The 16,069-nt window shown below is 62.0% G+C and carries 17 protein-coding genes; 4 read left to right on the forward strand and 13 right to left on the reverse strand.

Annotated features, from left to right (window positions below; genetic code table 11):
* Position 1: 1 nt before the first annotated feature.
* From nhaC to kefG, 6 genes are all read right to left on the reverse strand, one after another.
* Positions 2–1,441, reverse strand: coding sequence for a Na+/H+ antiporter NhaC (gene nhaC / locus QDT79_RS02680; RefSeq protein WP_107227953.1), 1,440 nt, complete (start codon positions 1,439–1,441; stop codon positions 2–4).
* A 122-nt stretch (positions 1,442–1,563) separates the two neighbouring features.
* A complete protein-coding gene (locus tag QDT79_RS02685) occupies positions 1,564–2,592 on the reverse strand; it encodes a LacI family DNA-binding transcriptional regulator (RefSeq protein ID WP_063991666.1) in 1,029 nt (342 codons plus the stop codon).
* Between the two features lie 92 nt (positions 2,593–2,684).
* Positions 2,685–3,272 (reverse strand): peptidylprolyl isomerase, encoded by a 588-nt coding sequence (gene slyD, locus QDT79_RS02690; protein WP_130018348.1) that lies wholly within the window; start codon positions 3,270–3,272, stop codon positions 2,685–2,687.
* A 112-nt stretch (positions 3,273–3,384) separates the two neighbouring features.
* Entirely contained in the window at positions 3,385–3,588 is a 204-nt protein-coding gene (locus QDT79_RS02695; protein WP_015379274.1) for a YheV family putative zinc ribbon protein, read from the reverse strand.
* 14 nt (positions 3,589–3,602) lie between these two features.
* Positions 3,603–5,411, reverse strand: coding sequence for a glutathione-regulated potassium-efflux system protein KefB (gene kefB / locus QDT79_RS02700; protein ID WP_063991667.1), 1,809 nt, complete (start codon positions 5,409–5,411; stop codon positions 3,603–3,605).
* Between the two features lie 2 nt (positions 5,412–5,413).
* Positions 5,414–5,965: a glutathione-regulated potassium-efflux system ancillary protein KefG gene (gene kefG, locus QDT79_RS02705; RefSeq protein WP_025159909.1), complete on the reverse strand. Its 552-nt coding sequence runs from the start codon at positions 5,963–5,965 to the stop codon at positions 5,414–5,416.
* A gap of 129 nt (positions 5,966–6,094) precedes the next feature.
* On the opposite strand from kefG, the gene QDT79_RS02710 reads away from it, so the two are divergent.
* Positions 6,095–8,008, forward strand: coding sequence for an ABC transporter ATP-binding protein (locus QDT79_RS02710; RefSeq protein ID WP_149559732.1), 1,914 nt, complete (start codon positions 6,095–6,097; stop codon positions 8,006–8,008).
* Between the two features lie 3 nt (positions 8,009–8,011).
* Here the strand turns inward: QDT79_RS02710 and tauD are convergent, their stop codons facing one another.
* The 6 genes from tauD to QDT79_RS02740 form a co-directional block, all read right to left on the reverse strand.
* A complete protein-coding gene (tauD, locus tag QDT79_RS02715) occupies positions 8,012–8,860 on the reverse strand; it encodes a taurine dioxygenase (RefSeq protein ID WP_164100022.1) in 849 nt (282 codons plus the stop codon).
* Positions 8,857–9,693: a taurine ABC transporter permease TauC gene (gene tauC, locus QDT79_RS02720; protein ID WP_063991669.1), complete on the reverse strand. Its 837-nt coding sequence runs from the start codon at positions 9,691–9,693 to the stop codon at positions 8,857–8,859. Before tauC ends, tauD begins: the two co-directional genes overlap by 4 nt.
* Positions 9,690–10,457 (reverse strand): taurine ABC transporter ATP-binding subunit, encoded by a 768-nt coding sequence (gene tauB, locus QDT79_RS02725; protein WP_130018347.1) that lies wholly within the window; start codon positions 10,455–10,457, stop codon positions 9,690–9,692. The genes tauC and tauB overlap by 4 nt, the downstream gene beginning before the upstream one ends.
* 9 nt (positions 10,458–10,466) lie before the next feature.
* The gene (gene tauA, locus QDT79_RS02730; RefSeq protein WP_038878073.1) at positions 10,467–11,462 is read right to left on the reverse strand and encodes a taurine ABC transporter substrate-binding protein; all 996 of its coding nucleotides are present in this window, start codon (positions 11,460–11,462) and stop codon (positions 10,467–10,469) included.
* Positions 11,463–11,576: 114 nt separating this feature from the next.
* The gene (locus QDT79_RS02735; protein ID WP_107227956.1) at positions 11,577–12,359 is read right to left on the reverse strand and encodes a PhzF family phenazine biosynthesis protein; all 783 of its coding nucleotides are present in this window, start codon (positions 12,357–12,359) and stop codon (positions 11,577–11,579) included.
* 10 nt (positions 12,360–12,369) lie between these two features.
* Positions 12,370–12,972, reverse strand: coding sequence for a LysE family translocator (locus QDT79_RS02740; RefSeq protein WP_308316180.1), 603 nt, complete (start codon positions 12,970–12,972; stop codon positions 12,370–12,372).
* A gap of 119 nt (positions 12,973–13,091) precedes the next feature.
* On the opposite strand from QDT79_RS02740, the gene QDT79_RS02745 reads away from it, so the two are divergent.
* The 3 genes from QDT79_RS02745 to QDT79_RS02755 all read left to right on the forward strand — a co-directional run bounded on the left by QDT79_RS02745 (position 13,092) and on the right by QDT79_RS02755 (position 15,323).
* On the forward strand, positions 13,092–14,072 hold the full coding sequence (locus tag QDT79_RS02745) for a hydrolase (RefSeq protein ID WP_063991673.1): 981 nt from the start codon (positions 13,092–13,094) through the stop codon (positions 14,070–14,072).
* Positions 14,069–14,302 (forward strand): YheU family protein, encoded by a 234-nt coding sequence (locus QDT79_RS02750; RefSeq protein ID WP_004930376.1) that lies wholly within the window; start codon positions 14,069–14,071, stop codon positions 14,300–14,302. Before QDT79_RS02745 ends, QDT79_RS02750 begins: the two co-directional genes overlap by 4 nt.
* A 151-nt stretch (positions 14,303–14,453) precedes the next feature.
* On the forward strand, positions 14,454–15,323 hold the full coding sequence (locus tag QDT79_RS02755; protein WP_033636275.1) for a phosphoribulokinase: 870 nt from the start codon (positions 14,454–14,456) through the stop codon (positions 15,321–15,323).
* Positions 15,324–15,361: 38 nt separating this feature from the next.
* On the opposite strand, the gene QDT79_RS02760 is transcribed toward QDT79_RS02755, so the two are convergent.
* Positions 15,362–15,769, reverse strand: coding sequence for an OsmC family protein (locus QDT79_RS02760; protein ID WP_063991674.1), 408 nt, complete (start codon positions 15,767–15,769; stop codon positions 15,362–15,364).
* Positions 15,770–16,069: the final 300 nt, after the last annotated feature.

Genomic DNA, 16,069 nt, shown 5'->3' on the forward strand with positions numbered 1-16,069 from the left:
GTCAGGCTTCCTTACGCTGCAAGTCGTGCTGAGGTTGGAGTTTGGCGATACCGAAGCCGGTGAACCCATAAATCAGGGCGAACACCACCGCGGCATAACATTGGATCGCCCACGGCAGCAGATCGAGCGTGCTGACCCCCAGCGTGGTCGCCATGTAAATACCGGCGGCCGTCCACGGGATCAGCGGTTCAATGACGGTGCCCGCATCTTCGACGGTGCGCGACAGATTTTTGTTGTCCAGCCCCATGCGTCGATAGGCCCCTTTGAACAGCTCCGCCGGGATCAGCAGTGCCAGCTTGCCGTCGCTGGTCGCGCCGGTCACCAGGATAGTGGTGGCAACGGTGGCGGCGATCAGCTGGCCGGTGGTGTGCACCACTTTCAGCAGCCGGCTGATGATCACCGTCAGCGCGCCGGTCAGCGTCAGGGCACCGGCGAAGGAAAAGGCGCAGAACACCAGCAGGATCGTACTCATCATCGAGAACATGCCGCCGCGGTTCAGCAGGCGCGGCACATCGGCGACGATCCCCTCAACGTTGTGGCCCTGAGTGGCGAACATCGAAAGATTGAAACCGTCCATCAACGCATTCAGCCCCTGCTGCAGGCTAAAGCCTTGCAGCGCGACGCCGATGGCGATCGCCAACGCGCAGGCGGCCAGCATGACGGGGATCACCGGCCGTTTGGTCACCGCGCCCCATAGCACCAGCACCGGCGGCAGGATCAGCAGCAGATTGAAGTGGTACAGCCCTTCGAGCGCGCCGACGATTTCGGTCACTTTTTCCGGCGTTGCCACGCTGCCCACCGCGCCGGTGTGGCCGGCGATCAGGTACACCACGGCGGCCAGGATGAAGCTCGGCAGCGTCGTGTACATCAAATGCTGGATATGGCTGTAGAGATCGGTATCCGCGACGATAGCCGCGAAGTTCGTCGAATCGGACAACGGCGAAATTTTGTCGCCGAAGTAAGCGCCGGACACCACCGCCCCGGCAGCGGCGGCCAGCGGCACGTCCAGACCGGCGGCCACGCCCATCAGCGCCACGCCCACGGTGCCGGCCGCTCCCCACGAGGTACCGGTGCACACCGAGATCACGCTGGTGATGAAGAACGCGGCGATCAGAATGTATTGGGGGCTAATCAGCTTCAGCCCCCAATACACCATGTAAGGAATTGTGCCGCTGATCATCCAGGTGCCGATCAGGCCGCCCACGCAGATCAGAATCAGGATAACCGGCATCGCCTTCGCCAGCTTGGCCACGATGGCCTCGATGATGTCGTCCCAGCGGTAGCCTTGCCACCAGGCCAACGCGGCGGCGATGGCGGCGGAAACCAGCAGCAGCGGTTCAATACGCAGGCCAAACTGGCCATAGCCGATGATGAGCAGCAACAGCATGGCCACAATCGGCAGCGTCGCCAGCCCAAGGTTGAGCGTTTTCTTATTATCCATATACGGCTCCTGTTGAAGATGGGGTACTGCAACAGCGTAATGGCTTCGATAATCGGAGGGTGTGAGCGCAGGCAACCAACCATGTAATCGGTTTCATGGGCTAACGTTGTGTGAGCCGTCTCTCATTCGCCGCGCTTGCTTTGCTCATGCGGATCGCCGTCGGCTACGGAGTCTCGCAGGATAAGCTCGGCCGAAAAGCGGTTGTTCTGCGGCGCGACGTCGCTGCCGCTGTGGATCTGCAGCGCCAGGCGCGCGGCGCGTCGGGCCATTTTCTCGATGGGGTAATGCACCGTGGTCAGCGAAGGGTGGAGATATTTCGCCAGGGCAATGTCGTCAAAGCCAACGATCGACAGCGCCTCGGGCAGCTGAATATGCCGTTGGTGGCAGGTGCGCATCATGCCGGCGGCCATCACGTCGTTGAAGGTCACTGCGGCGGTGAAGCGTGGGTCGCTGGCCAGCACGCGCTCGGCCGCCAGTTCGCCCCCTCTCTCGTTGAAGGGTACGCTGATGATCCAGACCCCGGGCACCTCAATGCCGGCGGCGGCCATGGCCTTGCGGTAACCCGCTAACCGCTGCGCGCGGTCGTCAATCGGCAGATCCGCCGTCACGCAGGCGATTCTCCGATGCCCCTGGCGAATGAGCAGCTCGGTCGCCGCCTGCGCCGCATTGGCGTTGTCGAGCCAGATGCAACGGTTGGCGATGGCGGGCAGATAACGATTGATCAGCACCAGCGCAGGCGTGTGGGCGGCGTAGCGCAGCAGCTCCTCCTCCCCCATGCGCGTGACGTGCGCCACGATGGCTTCGCATCCCTGGTTGATGAGAAAGTCGAGGCCGCTTTTTTCCAATTCGGCCTGATGTCCGCCGCTGCACAACATCAAACGTACGCCGGCCTGGCGCGTGATGTCTTCCACGCCCCGCGCCAGGCGCGAGAAAAACGGATCGTCGAGGTTGCCGGTCAGCAATCCCAGCATATTGCCGCTTCTTTTCGCCAGCGCCAGCGCGGCGGCGTTACGGTGATAGTTAAACTCGCGCATCGCCTTCTCGACGCGTTCGCGGGTCACCGGTTCAACGTAGGCGGTATTATTGATCACCCGGCTGACGGTGGCCGTGGAAACGCCGGCGCGCCGCGCAACGTCTTTCATGGTGGCCATGGCATGTCCTGTTATACCGTTCGGCGCCCGTTGCGCCGCGCATAAAAAAGGGCAGCCGATGGCTGCCCTCTTGTCTCGTCACTGCGATCTGCTTAGTGGCAGCCGCAGCCGCCGTTACCGCAGCCGCCTTTACCGTGGTCGTGACCATGGTCGTGATCGTGGCCGTGGCCGTGACCGCCGCAGCAGCCTTCACCGTGTTCGTGGTGATGGTCGTGCTCGCCGTGTACGTGGCCGTGCGCCAGTTCTTCTTCGGTCGCTTCGCGGATCGCGACAACTTCCACATTGAAGTTCAGGTTTTGGCCGGCCAGCATGTGGTTGCCGTCAACCACCACGTGGTCGCCGTCAACTTCGGTGATTTCAACCGGTACCGGGCCCTGATCGGTGTCAGCCAGGAAACGCATGCCAACCTGCAGTTCGTCAACGCCCATGAAGACGTCTTTCGGTACGCGCTGCACCAGGTTTTCGTCGTAGTTGCCGTACGCGTCGTTCGCGCCGACGTGAACGTCAAAACGATCGCCAACGTCGTGGCCTTCGAGTGCTTTTTCCAGACCTGCGATCAGAGAACCATGCCCGTGCAGATAGTCCAGCGGTGCGCTCACCGGAGACTCATCAACCAAAACACCGTCTTCTGTACGTACTTGGTAAGCCAGGCTGACCACCAAGTCTTTTGCTACTTTCATGATATCTCCTACCGTTGGCTACTAGGACGCGCACCGTTATCGGGATGCGCGCCTTTTCCGGACAGATTGTAACGGAAATCTGCCTCGCTGTACCCTCCGGGATAAAAAAACGCTACTTCGGCTGGAAAATGCCGATCACCTGTTCTTGCGGGCGAACGTGTTTTTCCACCTGTTGTTCGGTCTGGCGCTGATGGTGACCGCACTTGACGCACTCCACCACCTCCACCTGATCCTCCCGCCATACCGCCAGCGTATCCATGGCGCTACAGCTCGGGCACACCGCCCCGGCGATAAATCTCTTACGTGTTGCAGACATCGTTATGCTCCCGCTTATTCGTATTCGTCCCAGCCGTCGAACTGGCGACTTTCTTTTTGCATTTCGCGATGGAACAGCTCTTCCAGCTCGCGCCGCGCCTCTTTCACGCGGGAAATTTGCGCCACATCGCCCTGATGCGGCGGCATCAGTTCACGCAGCATGCGCATATCCAGGCGGCGGAAATGCTGCTGGGCGCGGAAGGCCTGATGCGGGTGCATGCCCAACTCCATCAGCGCCTTGCGCCCCAGTTCCAGCGCGCTGGAGAAGGTCTCGCGGCTGAACTGCTTCACGCCAGCCTGCAGCAACTCATGCGCCTCCACGCGGCCGCGCGCCCGCGCAAGAATGCTCAGGTTTGGAAAGTGTTGCTGACACAGCCGCACGATCTCCATGGTGTCTTCCGGCTCATTGCAGGTGATCACGATCGACTTGGCCTTCTCGGCGCCCGCCGCGCGCAGCAGCTCAAGCTCGGTGGCGTCACCGTAATAAACCTGGTAACCGTAACGCCGCAGTACGCCGACGGCGCTGACGTCGCGCTCCAGTACGGTAATGCGCATTTTGTTGGCCATCAACAGGCGGCCGATCACCTGGCCGAAACGCCCGAAGCCAACGATGATCACCTGCGGATCGTCGTCCTCCACGTATGGCGTCTCCTCGTCTTCGCCTTTGGCGTTATAGCGGCGCGCCAAAATGCGGTCGATGGCCTGCATCAGCAGCGGCGTGGTCATCATCGACAGCGTCACCACCACCAACAGCAAAGAGAGTTGATCCGGCTGCAGCACCTTTTGCGCGCCCGCCGCCGAAAAGAGCACGAAGGCGAACTCGCCGCCCTGGCTGAGCACCCCGGCAAACTGCAGGCGCACCGAACTGCGCAGGCCGAACAGGCGCGACACACCATAGAGCACGCCGGATTTGACCGCCACCAGCGCCAGCACGCCGATCAACACCTCGGCCAGATGGGTGTAGAGCACGCCGATATTCAACACCATGCCCACCGAAATAAAGAACAGCCCCAGCAGCAGCCCTTTAAACGGCTCGATGGAAATTTCCAGCTCGTGGCGGTATTCGCTCTCCGCCAGCAGCACCCCGGCGATGAAGGTGCCGAGCGCCATCGACAGGCCGAGCGCTTCCATAAACAGCGCCGAGCCGAGCACCAGCAACAGCGCCGCGGCGGTGAAGATCTCGCGCACGCCGGAAGCGGCGATATAGCGGAACAGCGGCCGCAGCAGGAAACGGCCGCCGATCAGCATGCCGCCGAACGCCGCCACCTTGAGCGCGATCTTCGCCCAGTCGTCGCTGGTGCCGCCGGCGCCGGCCAGAATAGGGATCAGCGCCAGCGCCGGGATCACCGCCATATCCTGGAACAGCAGCACCGAAAAGCCGAGCTGCCCCCCTTCGTTGCGGTTCATGCCCTTCTCGCGCATCAGTTGCAGCGCCATGGCGGTGGAAGACATCGCCAGGCCGATACCGCCGATCACCGCCGCCTGCCAGGCGAAGTGCGTCAGGTACAGCAACGCGCCCAGCACCGCCGCGGTGATCAACACCTGGCCCGCGCCGGCGCCGAAGATCGAACGCCGCAGCTCCCACAGCTTGCTGGGGTTCAGTTCCAGGCCGATGATGAACATCAGGAACACCACGCCCAGCTCGGAGAAGTGCAGGATTTCGTCGACGTCGCGGATGAAGCCCAGTCCCCAAGGGCCGATGGCGATGCCGGCGATCAGATAGCCCAGCACCGCGCCGATCCCCAGGCGACGGGCGATCGGCACCGTCACCACCGCGGCGAACAGGAACAGTAAAATGGCGGTCAGTAAGGTCGATCCTTCCATCGTCACCGCCCTCCGTGAGGCAGCGGGTGGCTCAGCCACTCGCCGTAGGCGTCCGCATGGCTGCGCAGCACCTCCGGCTTTTGCCGCCGCGCCCAGTACACCACGAACGGCGTCAACCAGTGCATATGGCACATCCCGGCGGTCAGCTCGAACGGCCGCAGAATATCTTCCATCGGGTAGTGGTTATAACCGCCGGTGCGGTAGGCGCCTTCCGGTTCGCCGGTGGTGATCACCGAGCGCCAGTATTTGCCCGCCAGCGCATTGCCGCCCACGCCGCTGGCGAAGCCGCGCGACAGCACGCGATCCAACCACTCCTTCAGCAGCGCCGGGCAGCTGTAGGTGTACAGAGGGTGCTGAAACACGATGACCTGATGCTCACGCAGCAGCTGTTGTTCATGATGGATATCGATAAAAAAATCAGGGTAGTGCGCGTAGAGATCGTGCACGGTGACATGTTCCAACTGCTGCGCCGGTCGAAGCAAAACCCGGTTCGCCACCGAGTCATGGGATTCCGGATGGGCATACAGCAGCAAGACCTTGGGCGGCTGCGACATCATTCCCCTCCAAAGCGTCGTCAGGGTAGCGGTTTTCCGTTACCATGCATCGCAAAGACAAAAACAGCGCGCGGTACGCGTTCTGTTACCTTAATGATAATTTAACATACTCTGAACATACGGCGCTTTATGATTGTATTCTCCTCGCTACAAATCCGACGCGGCATCCGCGTCCTGCTGGACAACGCCACGGCGACGGTTAATCCAGGTCAGAAGGTCGGCCTGGTGGGCAAAAACGGCTGCGGCAAATCCACGCTGCTGTCGCTGTTGAAGGGCGAGATCGCGGCGGACGGCGGCAGCTTTACCTTCCCCGGCAACTGGGCACTGGCCTGGGTCAACCAGGAGACGCCGGCGCTGGACGTGCCGGCCATTGAGTATGTTATCGACGGCGACCGCGAGTTTCGCCAACTCGAAGCCGAATTGCAGGCGGCCAACGACCGTAACGACGGCCACGCCATCGCGACCCTGCACGGCAAGCTGGACGCCATCGACGCCTGGACCATCCGCTCCCGCGCCGCCAGCCTGCTGCACGGCCTCGGCTTCTCCAACGAACAGCTGCAAAGCCCGGTGCGCGACTTTTCCGGCGGCTGGCGCATGCGCCTCAACCTGGCGCAGGCGCTGGTGTGCCGGTCGGACCTGCTGCTGCTCGACGAACCGACCAACCACCTGGATCTCGATGCGGTGATCTGGCTGGAGCGCTGGCTGAAAAGCTATCCCGGCACGCTGGTGCTGATCTCGCACGACCGCGACTTCCTCGATCCGATCGTCGACAAGATCCTGCATATCGAACAGCAGACGATGAATGAATACACCGGCAACTATTCGTCGTTTGAACGCCAGCGCGCCACCAAGCTGGCGCAGCAACAGTCGCTGTACCAGCACCAACAAGAGAAAGTGGCGCACCTGCAAAGCTACATCGACCGTTTCCGCGCGCAGGCCACCAAGGCCAAACAGGCGCAGAGCCGCATCAAGATGCTGGAGCGCATGGAGCTGATCGCCCCGGCGCACGTCGACAACCCGTTCACCTTCAGCTTCCGTCCGCCGGAAAGCCTGCCGAACCCGCTGCTGCGCATGGACAAAGTCAGCGCCGGGTATGGCGACAAGGTGATCCTGAAGTCAATCAAACTGAACCTGGTACCCGGCTCGCGCATTGGCCTGCTCGGCCGCAACGGCGCCGGTAAATCCACGCTGATCAAACTGCTGGCCGGCACCCTGGAGCCGCTGAGCGGCGAGATCGGCCTGGCGAAAGGCATCAAGCTGGGTTACTTCGCCCAGCACCAGTTGGAATTCCTGCGCGCCGACGAATCGCCGCTGCAGCACCTGAGCCGCATCGCACCACGGGTGCTGGAGCAGCAGCTGCGCGACTATCTGGGCGGTTTCGGCTTCCAGGGCGACAAGGTCAGCGAAGTGACCGAACGTTTCTCCGGCGGCGAGAAGGCGCGGCTGGTGCTGGCGCTGATCGTCTGGCAGCGCCCTAACCTGCTGCTGCTCGATGAACCGACCAACCACCTGGATCTCGACATGCGTCAGGCGCTGACCGAGGCGCTGATCGATTTCGAAGGCGCGTTGGTGGTGGTCTCGCACGACCGTCACCTGCTGCGCTCCACCACCGACGATCTGTACCTGGTGCACGACGGCCAGGTCGAGCCTTTCGAGGGCGATCTCGACGACTACCAGCAGTGGCTTGTCGACCTGCAGCGCCAGGAAAGCCAGCAGGACGCACCGGAAAAAGAGAGCGGCGGCAACAGCGCGCAGGCGCGCAAGGATCAAAAACGCCGCGAGGCGGAGTTCCGTACGCAGACCCAGCCGCTGCGCAAGCAGATCGCCAAGCTGGAACAGCAGATGGAAAAACTGGGCGCCGAACTGGCGGCGGTGGAGGCACAGCTGGCGGATTCCGCACTGTACGACATCAGCCGCAAGGCCGAGTTGACCGACTGCCTGCAAAAGCAAAGCCAGGCCAAATCCGCGCTGGAAGAGACGGAAATGACCTGGCTGGATGCGCAGGAACAGCTGGAACAGTTAACGCAGGCGTTCGAAGCCTAAGCCTCAGGCCTTGTAAAAAGGTTTATCCCCCAGAATGGTCGCGCGGTGCATGATGCGCCGCTGCGGCAGATAATCCGCGTTGGCGTAGTGCTGCGTCACGCGGTTATCCCAGATCGCCACGTCATTTTCCTGCCAGCGCCAGCGCACCTGAAACTCCGGTTTGGTGATGTGAGCAAACAGGAAATTCAGTAAAGCGTCGCTCTCTTTCGGCGCCAAATCGACGATCCGCGTAGTAAACCCTTCATTGACGAACAACGCCTGCCGGCCGCTGACCGGGTGAGTACGCACCACCGGATGCAACAGCGGCGGATTTTTCTGCACCGCCAGTTGCCAGCGCTGATGCTCCTCTTCACTGCCGCGATGCTTGTGTTCCGGGAACGACTTGGTGAAGTCATGCTCCGCGCGCAGCCCCGCCAACAGCGTTCTGAACGGCGCCGACAGCGCCTCGTAGGCCGCGATGCCGCTGGCCCACAGCGTGTCGCCGCCGGTGGAAGGCAGCGTCTTGGCCGCCAGGATCGCCCCCAGCGGCGGGTTCTCGATAAAGGTCACGTCGGTGTGCCAGTTATCGTTGTCCGGCGGGTTGTCGTCGTGGGTATCGAGCACGATGATCTCTTCCACGTCGGTGGCGTGCGGATAGACCGGATGGATATGCAGATCGCCGAAGCGGCCGGCCAGATCGCGCTGCTGCAGCGGCGTGATCGGCTGATTGCGGAAGAACAGCACCTGATGCTTCAGCAAGGCATGATAAAGCTGTTCAAACTGCCCGTCGCCCAGCGGTCGGGCCAACTCGACGTTTTCCACCAGCGCCCCGATGTAAGGCCCCAGCGGGGTGATATTCAGACGTTCGTTCATTGCTGTACTCCATGCCACGGGGTCAATCGGCGCTGCAGGGCACGCAGCCCCAGCTCCAGCCCAAATGCAATCACCGCAATCACGCCGATGCCGGCCAACACCACGTCGGTCGCCAGAAACTCACCGGCGGATTGCACCATAAATCCCAGGCCGCGCGTGGCGGCGATCAGTTCAGCGGCCACCAGCGTCGACCAGCCGACGCCCAGCCCGATGCGGATGCCGGTCAGGATCTCCGGCAGCGCGCTCGGCAGCACCACGAAACGCAGCACCTGCCAACGCGTGGCGCCCAACGCGCGGGCGGCACGCACCCGCACCTGGGCCACGCTGCGCACGCCGGCCACGGCAGACAGCGTCACCGGCGCGAAGATCGCCAGATAAATCAGCAAGATCTTTGAGGTTTCACCGATGCCAAACCAAATCACCATCAGCGGCAGATAGGCCAGCGGCGGCACCGGGCGATAGATCTCAATCAGCGGATCGAGGATGCCGCGCACCGTGTCGTTCAGCCCCATGGCGATGCCCACCGGGATGCCGACGATCACCGCCGCCAACAGCGCTACCAGAATGCGTCCCAGGCTGGCCGCCAGATGTTGCCACAGCGTGGCGTCCATAAAACCCTGCGGGCTGGCGATGGCGATCAGCTGGTGCAGCACCTGCTGCGGCGCCGGCAGAAACAGCGGGCTGATCAGCTGCAGCGCCGTCACGCCCCACCAGACGATCAACACCGTCAACAGCGTGGCGCTGCTCAGCCAAACGTTGCGCGGCACGCTGAAACGGCGCGCCGCTTTGCCCTGCGGCTGCGCCGCGGCCTTCAGAGTGGAATGCAGGCTCATAGCAAGGCCTCGCGCTGTTGGAAAACTTTGCCCAGCACGTATTCGCGCTGCGCGATAAATTCAGGATCTGACTTGATGGCGCGGCAGGCTTCGCCGTCGGCATAGCGTTGGCCGAAGTTCAGCGACAGCCGCTCCACCACTTGCCCTGGCCCCGGCGACAGCAGCAGCAGTTCGCTGGCGAGGAACACCGCCTCTTCGATATCGTGGGTGATCAGCAGCACCTGTTTGCCGGTCTCACGCCAAATGGTCAGCAACAGCTCCTGCATTTGCTCGCGGGTGAACGCGTCCAGGGCGCCGAACGGCTCGTCCAACAACAACAGCCGTGGATCGGCGGCCAGAGCGCGGGCGATGCCGACGCGTTGGCGCATGCCGCCGGAAAGCTGCCAGATAAAGTGCTGTTCATACCCCGCCAGCCCCACGCGCTGCAGCATCTGCTCCGCCACCTGGCGGCGCTGCGCCTTGCCGACGCCGGCCAGCTGCAGGCCGAACTCGACGTTGTCCACCACGTTGCGCCACGGCAGTAAGCCCTCATGCTGGAACACCACGCCCCGTTCGGCGCTCGGGCCGTGAACGGGCGTTCCATCCAGCGTGATGCTGCCAGCTGAAGGCTCGATAAACCCGGCGATCAAATTCAGCAGCGTGGTCTTGCCGCAGCCCGACGGGCCGAGCACCACCACCAGTTGCCCGGTGGCGATCTGGAACGACACGTCACGCAGCGCGGGCCGCCCCTGATACTCTGCTGAAAGATGATTGACGTTTAGCATCCTGCTTCCTTACGACTGCGGCGCAGCCTGCACCTGTTTCACAAAGCGGTCGGTCACGTAAGCGCTGTAGTCGCTGTCGACCTGCGGGATCTTGCCCTGCTGCTTGAGGAATTCGGCGGTATCGCGGATCGCCTTGTCCACCGGCTGGCCGAGTTGGGCAACCTGATCCGCCACCGGCAGATAACGGTTTCCCTTCACCAGCTCAGGCACCTGCGCTTCCGGCACGCCGCTCAGGCGCGCCAGCGTGCTGAGATGGCTTGGATCTTTCAGCCACTGTTCCGGCGCCGCCAGGTAGGCCTTTTGCGCCTGCAGGGCGCTGGCGGCAAAGGCGGTCACCACGTCGGGATGTTTCTCGGCAAAGTCTTTGCGCACCACCCACACGTCCAGCGTCGGCGAACCCCATTCGCCCACCTGCGCGGAGTCGGTCAACACCTTGCCCTGTTTGGCCAGTTCGTTGACCACCGGCGCCCAGACGTAAGCACCGTCGATGTCGCCGCGCTGCCAGGCGGCGGCGATGGCCGGCGGCTGCAAATTGAGGATCTTCACCTGCTCAGGCTTAATGCCCCAATGCTTGAGCGAGGCCAGCAGGCTGTAATGGGTGGTGGAGATAAACGGCACCGCAATGCGCTTGCCGATCAGATCCTGCGGGCTTTTGATGTCATTCTTCACCACCAGCGCTTCGGAGCTGCCGAGCTGCGAGGCGATGAGGAACACTTCAATGGGGAGTTTCTGACTGGCGGCCACCGCCAGTGGGCTGGAGCCGATATTGCCGATCTGCACGTCGCCGGAGGCCAGCGCACGCAGCACGCTGGAGCCGCTGTCGAACTTACGCCAGTCGACGGTCGCGCCGGACCGTTTGGCGAAGCTGTTTTCCGCCTGCGCCACCTTGGCCGGTTCTGCCGACGTCTGGTACGCCACGGTCACGTCCACCGCGTAGGCGCTGGCTGCGCTGAGCGACAGCGCCAACAGCGCCGCGTTGCGTAAGGAAAAGAGTTTGCCCGCCATGTTCCGCTCCGTTGATAAAAATCTGTTCAGTTGCTGACAGTTTTATCTGAGCGATGACGGGCGATAAAAGAATAAAAAAGTCTTCTTTATTACCTTGAGTAATATAAACGCAGATTACAGCGCGATCTTTCCGCGCAGGAACACATGAGCATAACCGCCGAGCAGCGTGCGATCCCCTTGCAGTTCGCAGAACAGCTCGCCGCCGCGCGCTGACATCTGCCGCGCATGCAGCCGATGGCGGCCGAGACGCGCCGTCCAGTAAGGCATCAGCGTGCAGTGCGCGGAGCCGGTGACCGGATCTTCACCGCCGTCGAGCGTGAAATAGCGCGACACGAAGTCCACGGTATCACCCGGCGCGGTAACGATCACCGCACGCTCCGCCAACGCGATCAGCGCCGGAATGTCCGGCCGCAGCGCGCGCACCTGCGCCTCGCTTTCCAGCACCACCATCAGCGCTTTCGCCTGCCACACCTCCTGTGGCTGCACACCCAGCAGCGCCGCGAGGCCCGCCGGTTCAGCCACCTTCTGCGGCGGCCGCGCGGGGAAGTCGAGCACCAGCCGTTCCCCGTCCTGCGCATCGCGCTTGACGAACAGCTCGCCGCCGGCCGATCTGAAACGAATATCCTGCAGCGCCGGATTGATCGCGCTGAACATCACATGCGCCGCCGCCAGCGTGCCGTGGCCGCAAAGATCGACCTCGCGTTCCGGGGTAAACCAGCGGATGGCGGTCATGTCGCCGTCATCCCAGACAAAGCTGGTTTCCGGCAGGCCGATCTCGTTGGCGATCGCCTGCAGCCGCGCCGCCGGCAGCGGCTGCGTCAGCAGGCACACTCCGGCCGGGTTGCCGCGCAGCCCTTCACCGGTAAAGGCGACCACGTGATAATAATTTTCCGCCATCGTTCGCTCCTTAATGCCAGATCAGTAACACACAGGCTGCGGTCAACAACCCCATGGAAACGTTGAAGATAACCCAGGCCTTTTTGCTGCGCAGCAGGCGGCCGATCACGGTGCCGAACGCCAGCCAGATAATGCCGGCGACGATGTTGACCACCAAAATGCCCAGCGCGATCGCCGCAATGGACCCGTTGTACTTATCGCCTGCCAGGCTGAAGCTGGCCACCGCCCCCAGCGCCATCAGCCAGGCTTTCGGATTGAGGAACTGCAGCAGCCAGCCCTGATACAGCCGCACCGGCTGCGGCGGCGCCACGTCGGTTTCCAGTTTTTCGTAGGCGGCGGTGGCGACTTTCCACGCCAGCCACAGCAGGTACAAACTGCCGAGGATTTTCAGGCTCAGGTGCAGCGACGGGTAGACCAGGATCAGGCTGCCGACGCCGAAGGCCACCAGCAGCAAAATGCTTTGCATGCCGAGCATGATACCGATCATCAGCCACAGCGATCGCATAAAGCCGAAGTTGGCGCCAGAGGTGGTCAACAGCAGGTTATTGGGGCCAGGCGTGATGGCGGCGACCCACAGGAAGCCCAGCATCGAAAGGAATAAACTCGGTTCCATGGCACGGGTGCTCCTCACCCAAGGCGCTTTTTTGCAGTATCATTGTTAATTCTTGGTATTGAAGCTAACAGTGCGCTAGGGATCTCACAATAGCCGCCCACAACATTTTTACTCAGCCTATGCCTAACACCTTTCGCCCTCTGACCGGGGCCAGTAACCCGCACCTGCAAACGCTGTTGCCGCGGTTGGTGCGCCGCCGCGTGTTATTGAAACCGCATTGGCAACGGCTGGAATTGCCCGACGGCGATTTCGTCGATCTCGCCTGGAGCGAAGATCCGGCGCAGGCGCGCGACAAACCGCGTGCGGTGCTGTTCCACGGCCTGGAAGGCAGCTTCTACAGCCCCTACGCGCATGGCCTGCTCAACGCCTGGCGTGAGCGTGGCTGGCTCGGCGTGGTGATGCACTTTCGCGGCTGCAGCGGCGTGCCCAACCGCAAGCAGCGCATCTACCACTCCGGTGAAACCGAAGATGCGCGCTTCTTCCTGCGCTGGCTACGTGACCGCTACGGCGAGGTGCCGACCGCGGCGGTAGGCGTTTCGCTCGGCGGCAACATGCTGGCCTGCTATCTGGCGCAGCAAGGCGCCGACAGCTTGCTGCAGGCGGCAGTGGTGGTCTCGGCGCCGCTGATGCTGGAGCCTTGCGCCTACCGCATGGAGCAAGGCTTCTCCCGCGTTTATCAGCGCTACCTGCTGGGGCAGCTGAAACAAAACGCCACCCGTAAGCTGTTGCACTACCCGGACACTCTGCCGCTCAAGCTGTCACAGCTGAACGGCTTGCGACGCATCCGCGAATTCGACGACGCCATCACCTCACGCATTCACGGCTTCAGCGACGCTATCGACTATTATCGCCGCTGCAGCGCCCTGCCGCTGTTGCCGGCTGTCCAGACGCCGCTGCTGATCATCCATGCGAAGGACGATCCCTTCATGACCCATGAGGTGATCCCCGACGTCGCCGGCCTGCCGCGCAATATTGAATATCAGTTGACCGAGTTCGGCGGCCACGTCGGCTTTGTCGGCGGCACGCTGAAAAAACCGCACATGTGGCTGGAGCATCGCATTCCGGCCTGGCTTTCCCCTTATCTGGACATCCCGACGTGATCATTCCCTGGCAAGAACTGGCAACCGACACCCTGAACAGCCTGATCGAATCCTTTGTGCTGCGCGAAGGCACCGATTACGGCGAGCACGAACGCTCGCTGGAACAGAAGGTGGAGGACGTGCGCCGCCAGCTGAAAAACGGCGAAGTGGTGCTGGTGTGGTCGGAACTGCACGAGAGCGTCAACATCATGCCGCGCGGCCAGTTCCGCGCCGGGCAGGAAGAAATTTAGTGGCGATCGGTTCTATGACTGACGGAAAAAATCAGGTAACAATGGGGCATTGCAAACCAGCGCGCGCCATTTTTTCCTGACATAGAGAGCGTCAACAAGAGCCACAATAATCCCCTGACGCCGGCGCATTCAACACGGAGTGACAACCACCATGTCTGCCAAACATCCCGTTATCGCGGTGACCGGTTCCAGCGGCGCCGGTACCACCACCACCAGCGTGGCGTTCCGCAAAATATTCCAACAGCTCAACATTCGCGCCGCCGAGTTGGAGGGTGACAGCTTCCACCGCTACACCCGGCCGGAAATGGACGCGGCGATCCGCAAGGCGCGCGATCTGGGCAGACACATCAGCTATTTCGGCCCCGAGGCCAACGACTTCGGCCTGCTGCAGCAGAGCTTTATCGACTACGGCAAGAACGGCACCGGCCGTTCGCGCAAGTATCTGCACACCTACGACGAAGCGGTGCCCTACAATCAGGTGCCGGGTACCTTCACCCCGTGGGAACCGCTGCCGGCGCCGACCGACGTGCTGTTTTACGAGGGGTTGCACGGCGGCGTGGTCACCGAGCACCACGACGTGGCAAACCACGTCGATCTGCTGGTCGGCGTGGTACCGATCGTCAACCTGGAGTGGATCCAGAAACTGATCCGCGATACCGGCGAGCGCGGTCACTCTCGCGAAGCGGTGATGGACTCGGTGGTGCGTTCGATGGAAGATTACATCAACTACATCACGCCGCAGTTCTCGCGCACCCACATCAACTTCCAGCGCGTGCCGACGGTGGACACCTCCAACCCGTTCGCCGCCAAGGCGATTCCCTCACTGGACGAAAGCTTCGTCGTGATCCACTTCCGCGGGCTGGATCAAATTGACTTCCCCTATTTGCTGGCGATGCTGCAGGGCTCGTTTATCTCGCACATCAATACGTTAGTGGTGCCGGGTGGCAAGATGGGGCTGGCGATGGAACTGATCATGGCGCCGCTGGTGCAGCGGCTGCTGGAAGGCAAGAAGATCGAATAAACGCGTTGAGCGCGGCGCCGGGCCGCGCTCCGTCTCGATTACGCCGGGTGGCGGATCTCGAAACTGTGGGTCACCGTGGCGGCCTTGTTAAGCATCAACGCCACCGAGCAGTATTTCTCCGCCGACAGGTTCACCGCACGCTCGACGATCTTGTCGGTCAGGTCCTGGCCGGTAACGATGAAATGCAGGTTGATATGGGTGAACAACCGCGGGGCTTCTTCACGGCGCTCGGAAGTCAGCTTCACCTCACAGTCGCGCACGTCGTTGCGCCCTTTTTGCAGGATGGACACCACGTCGATCGCGCTGCAGCCGCCCACCGACATCAGCACCATCTCCATCGGGCTGGGCGCTTTATCGCCGGCGTTGCCATCCATCAGCACCTGGTGGCCGGAGGCCGATTCACCCAAAAACGTTAACCCTTCCACCCATTTAACTCTTGCCTGCATTCTGGTCACTCCGGTTAATTTCTTAAAATCAGGGTACGCTTTCGCATAGAAACAGGCAACGTAACCTGATGCTAATCATGCTGAAGCGAGACAACACGAGACACCCGCCTTACTCTGTGCTACAAACAGAGCCGCAATAAATCTTTCCGGGACACTGAATTTCAGGGAAACGCCCAGAGAAAGGCTCCTTTACCGGTATGTTAACAGAATGTAGCTTGCAGCGCTTACGGCAAGTTAATATGCTAGAGCGACAGCGTATTTTTATGACACGCCTCAAAACTTGCCGGTAGCCCTCGCTCA

The sequence above is a fragment of the Serratia marcescens genome (assembly GCF_029846115.1).
GTDB classification, from domain to species: domain Bacteria; phylum Pseudomonadota; class Gammaproteobacteria; order Enterobacterales; family Enterobacteriaceae; genus Serratia; species Serratia marcescens_L.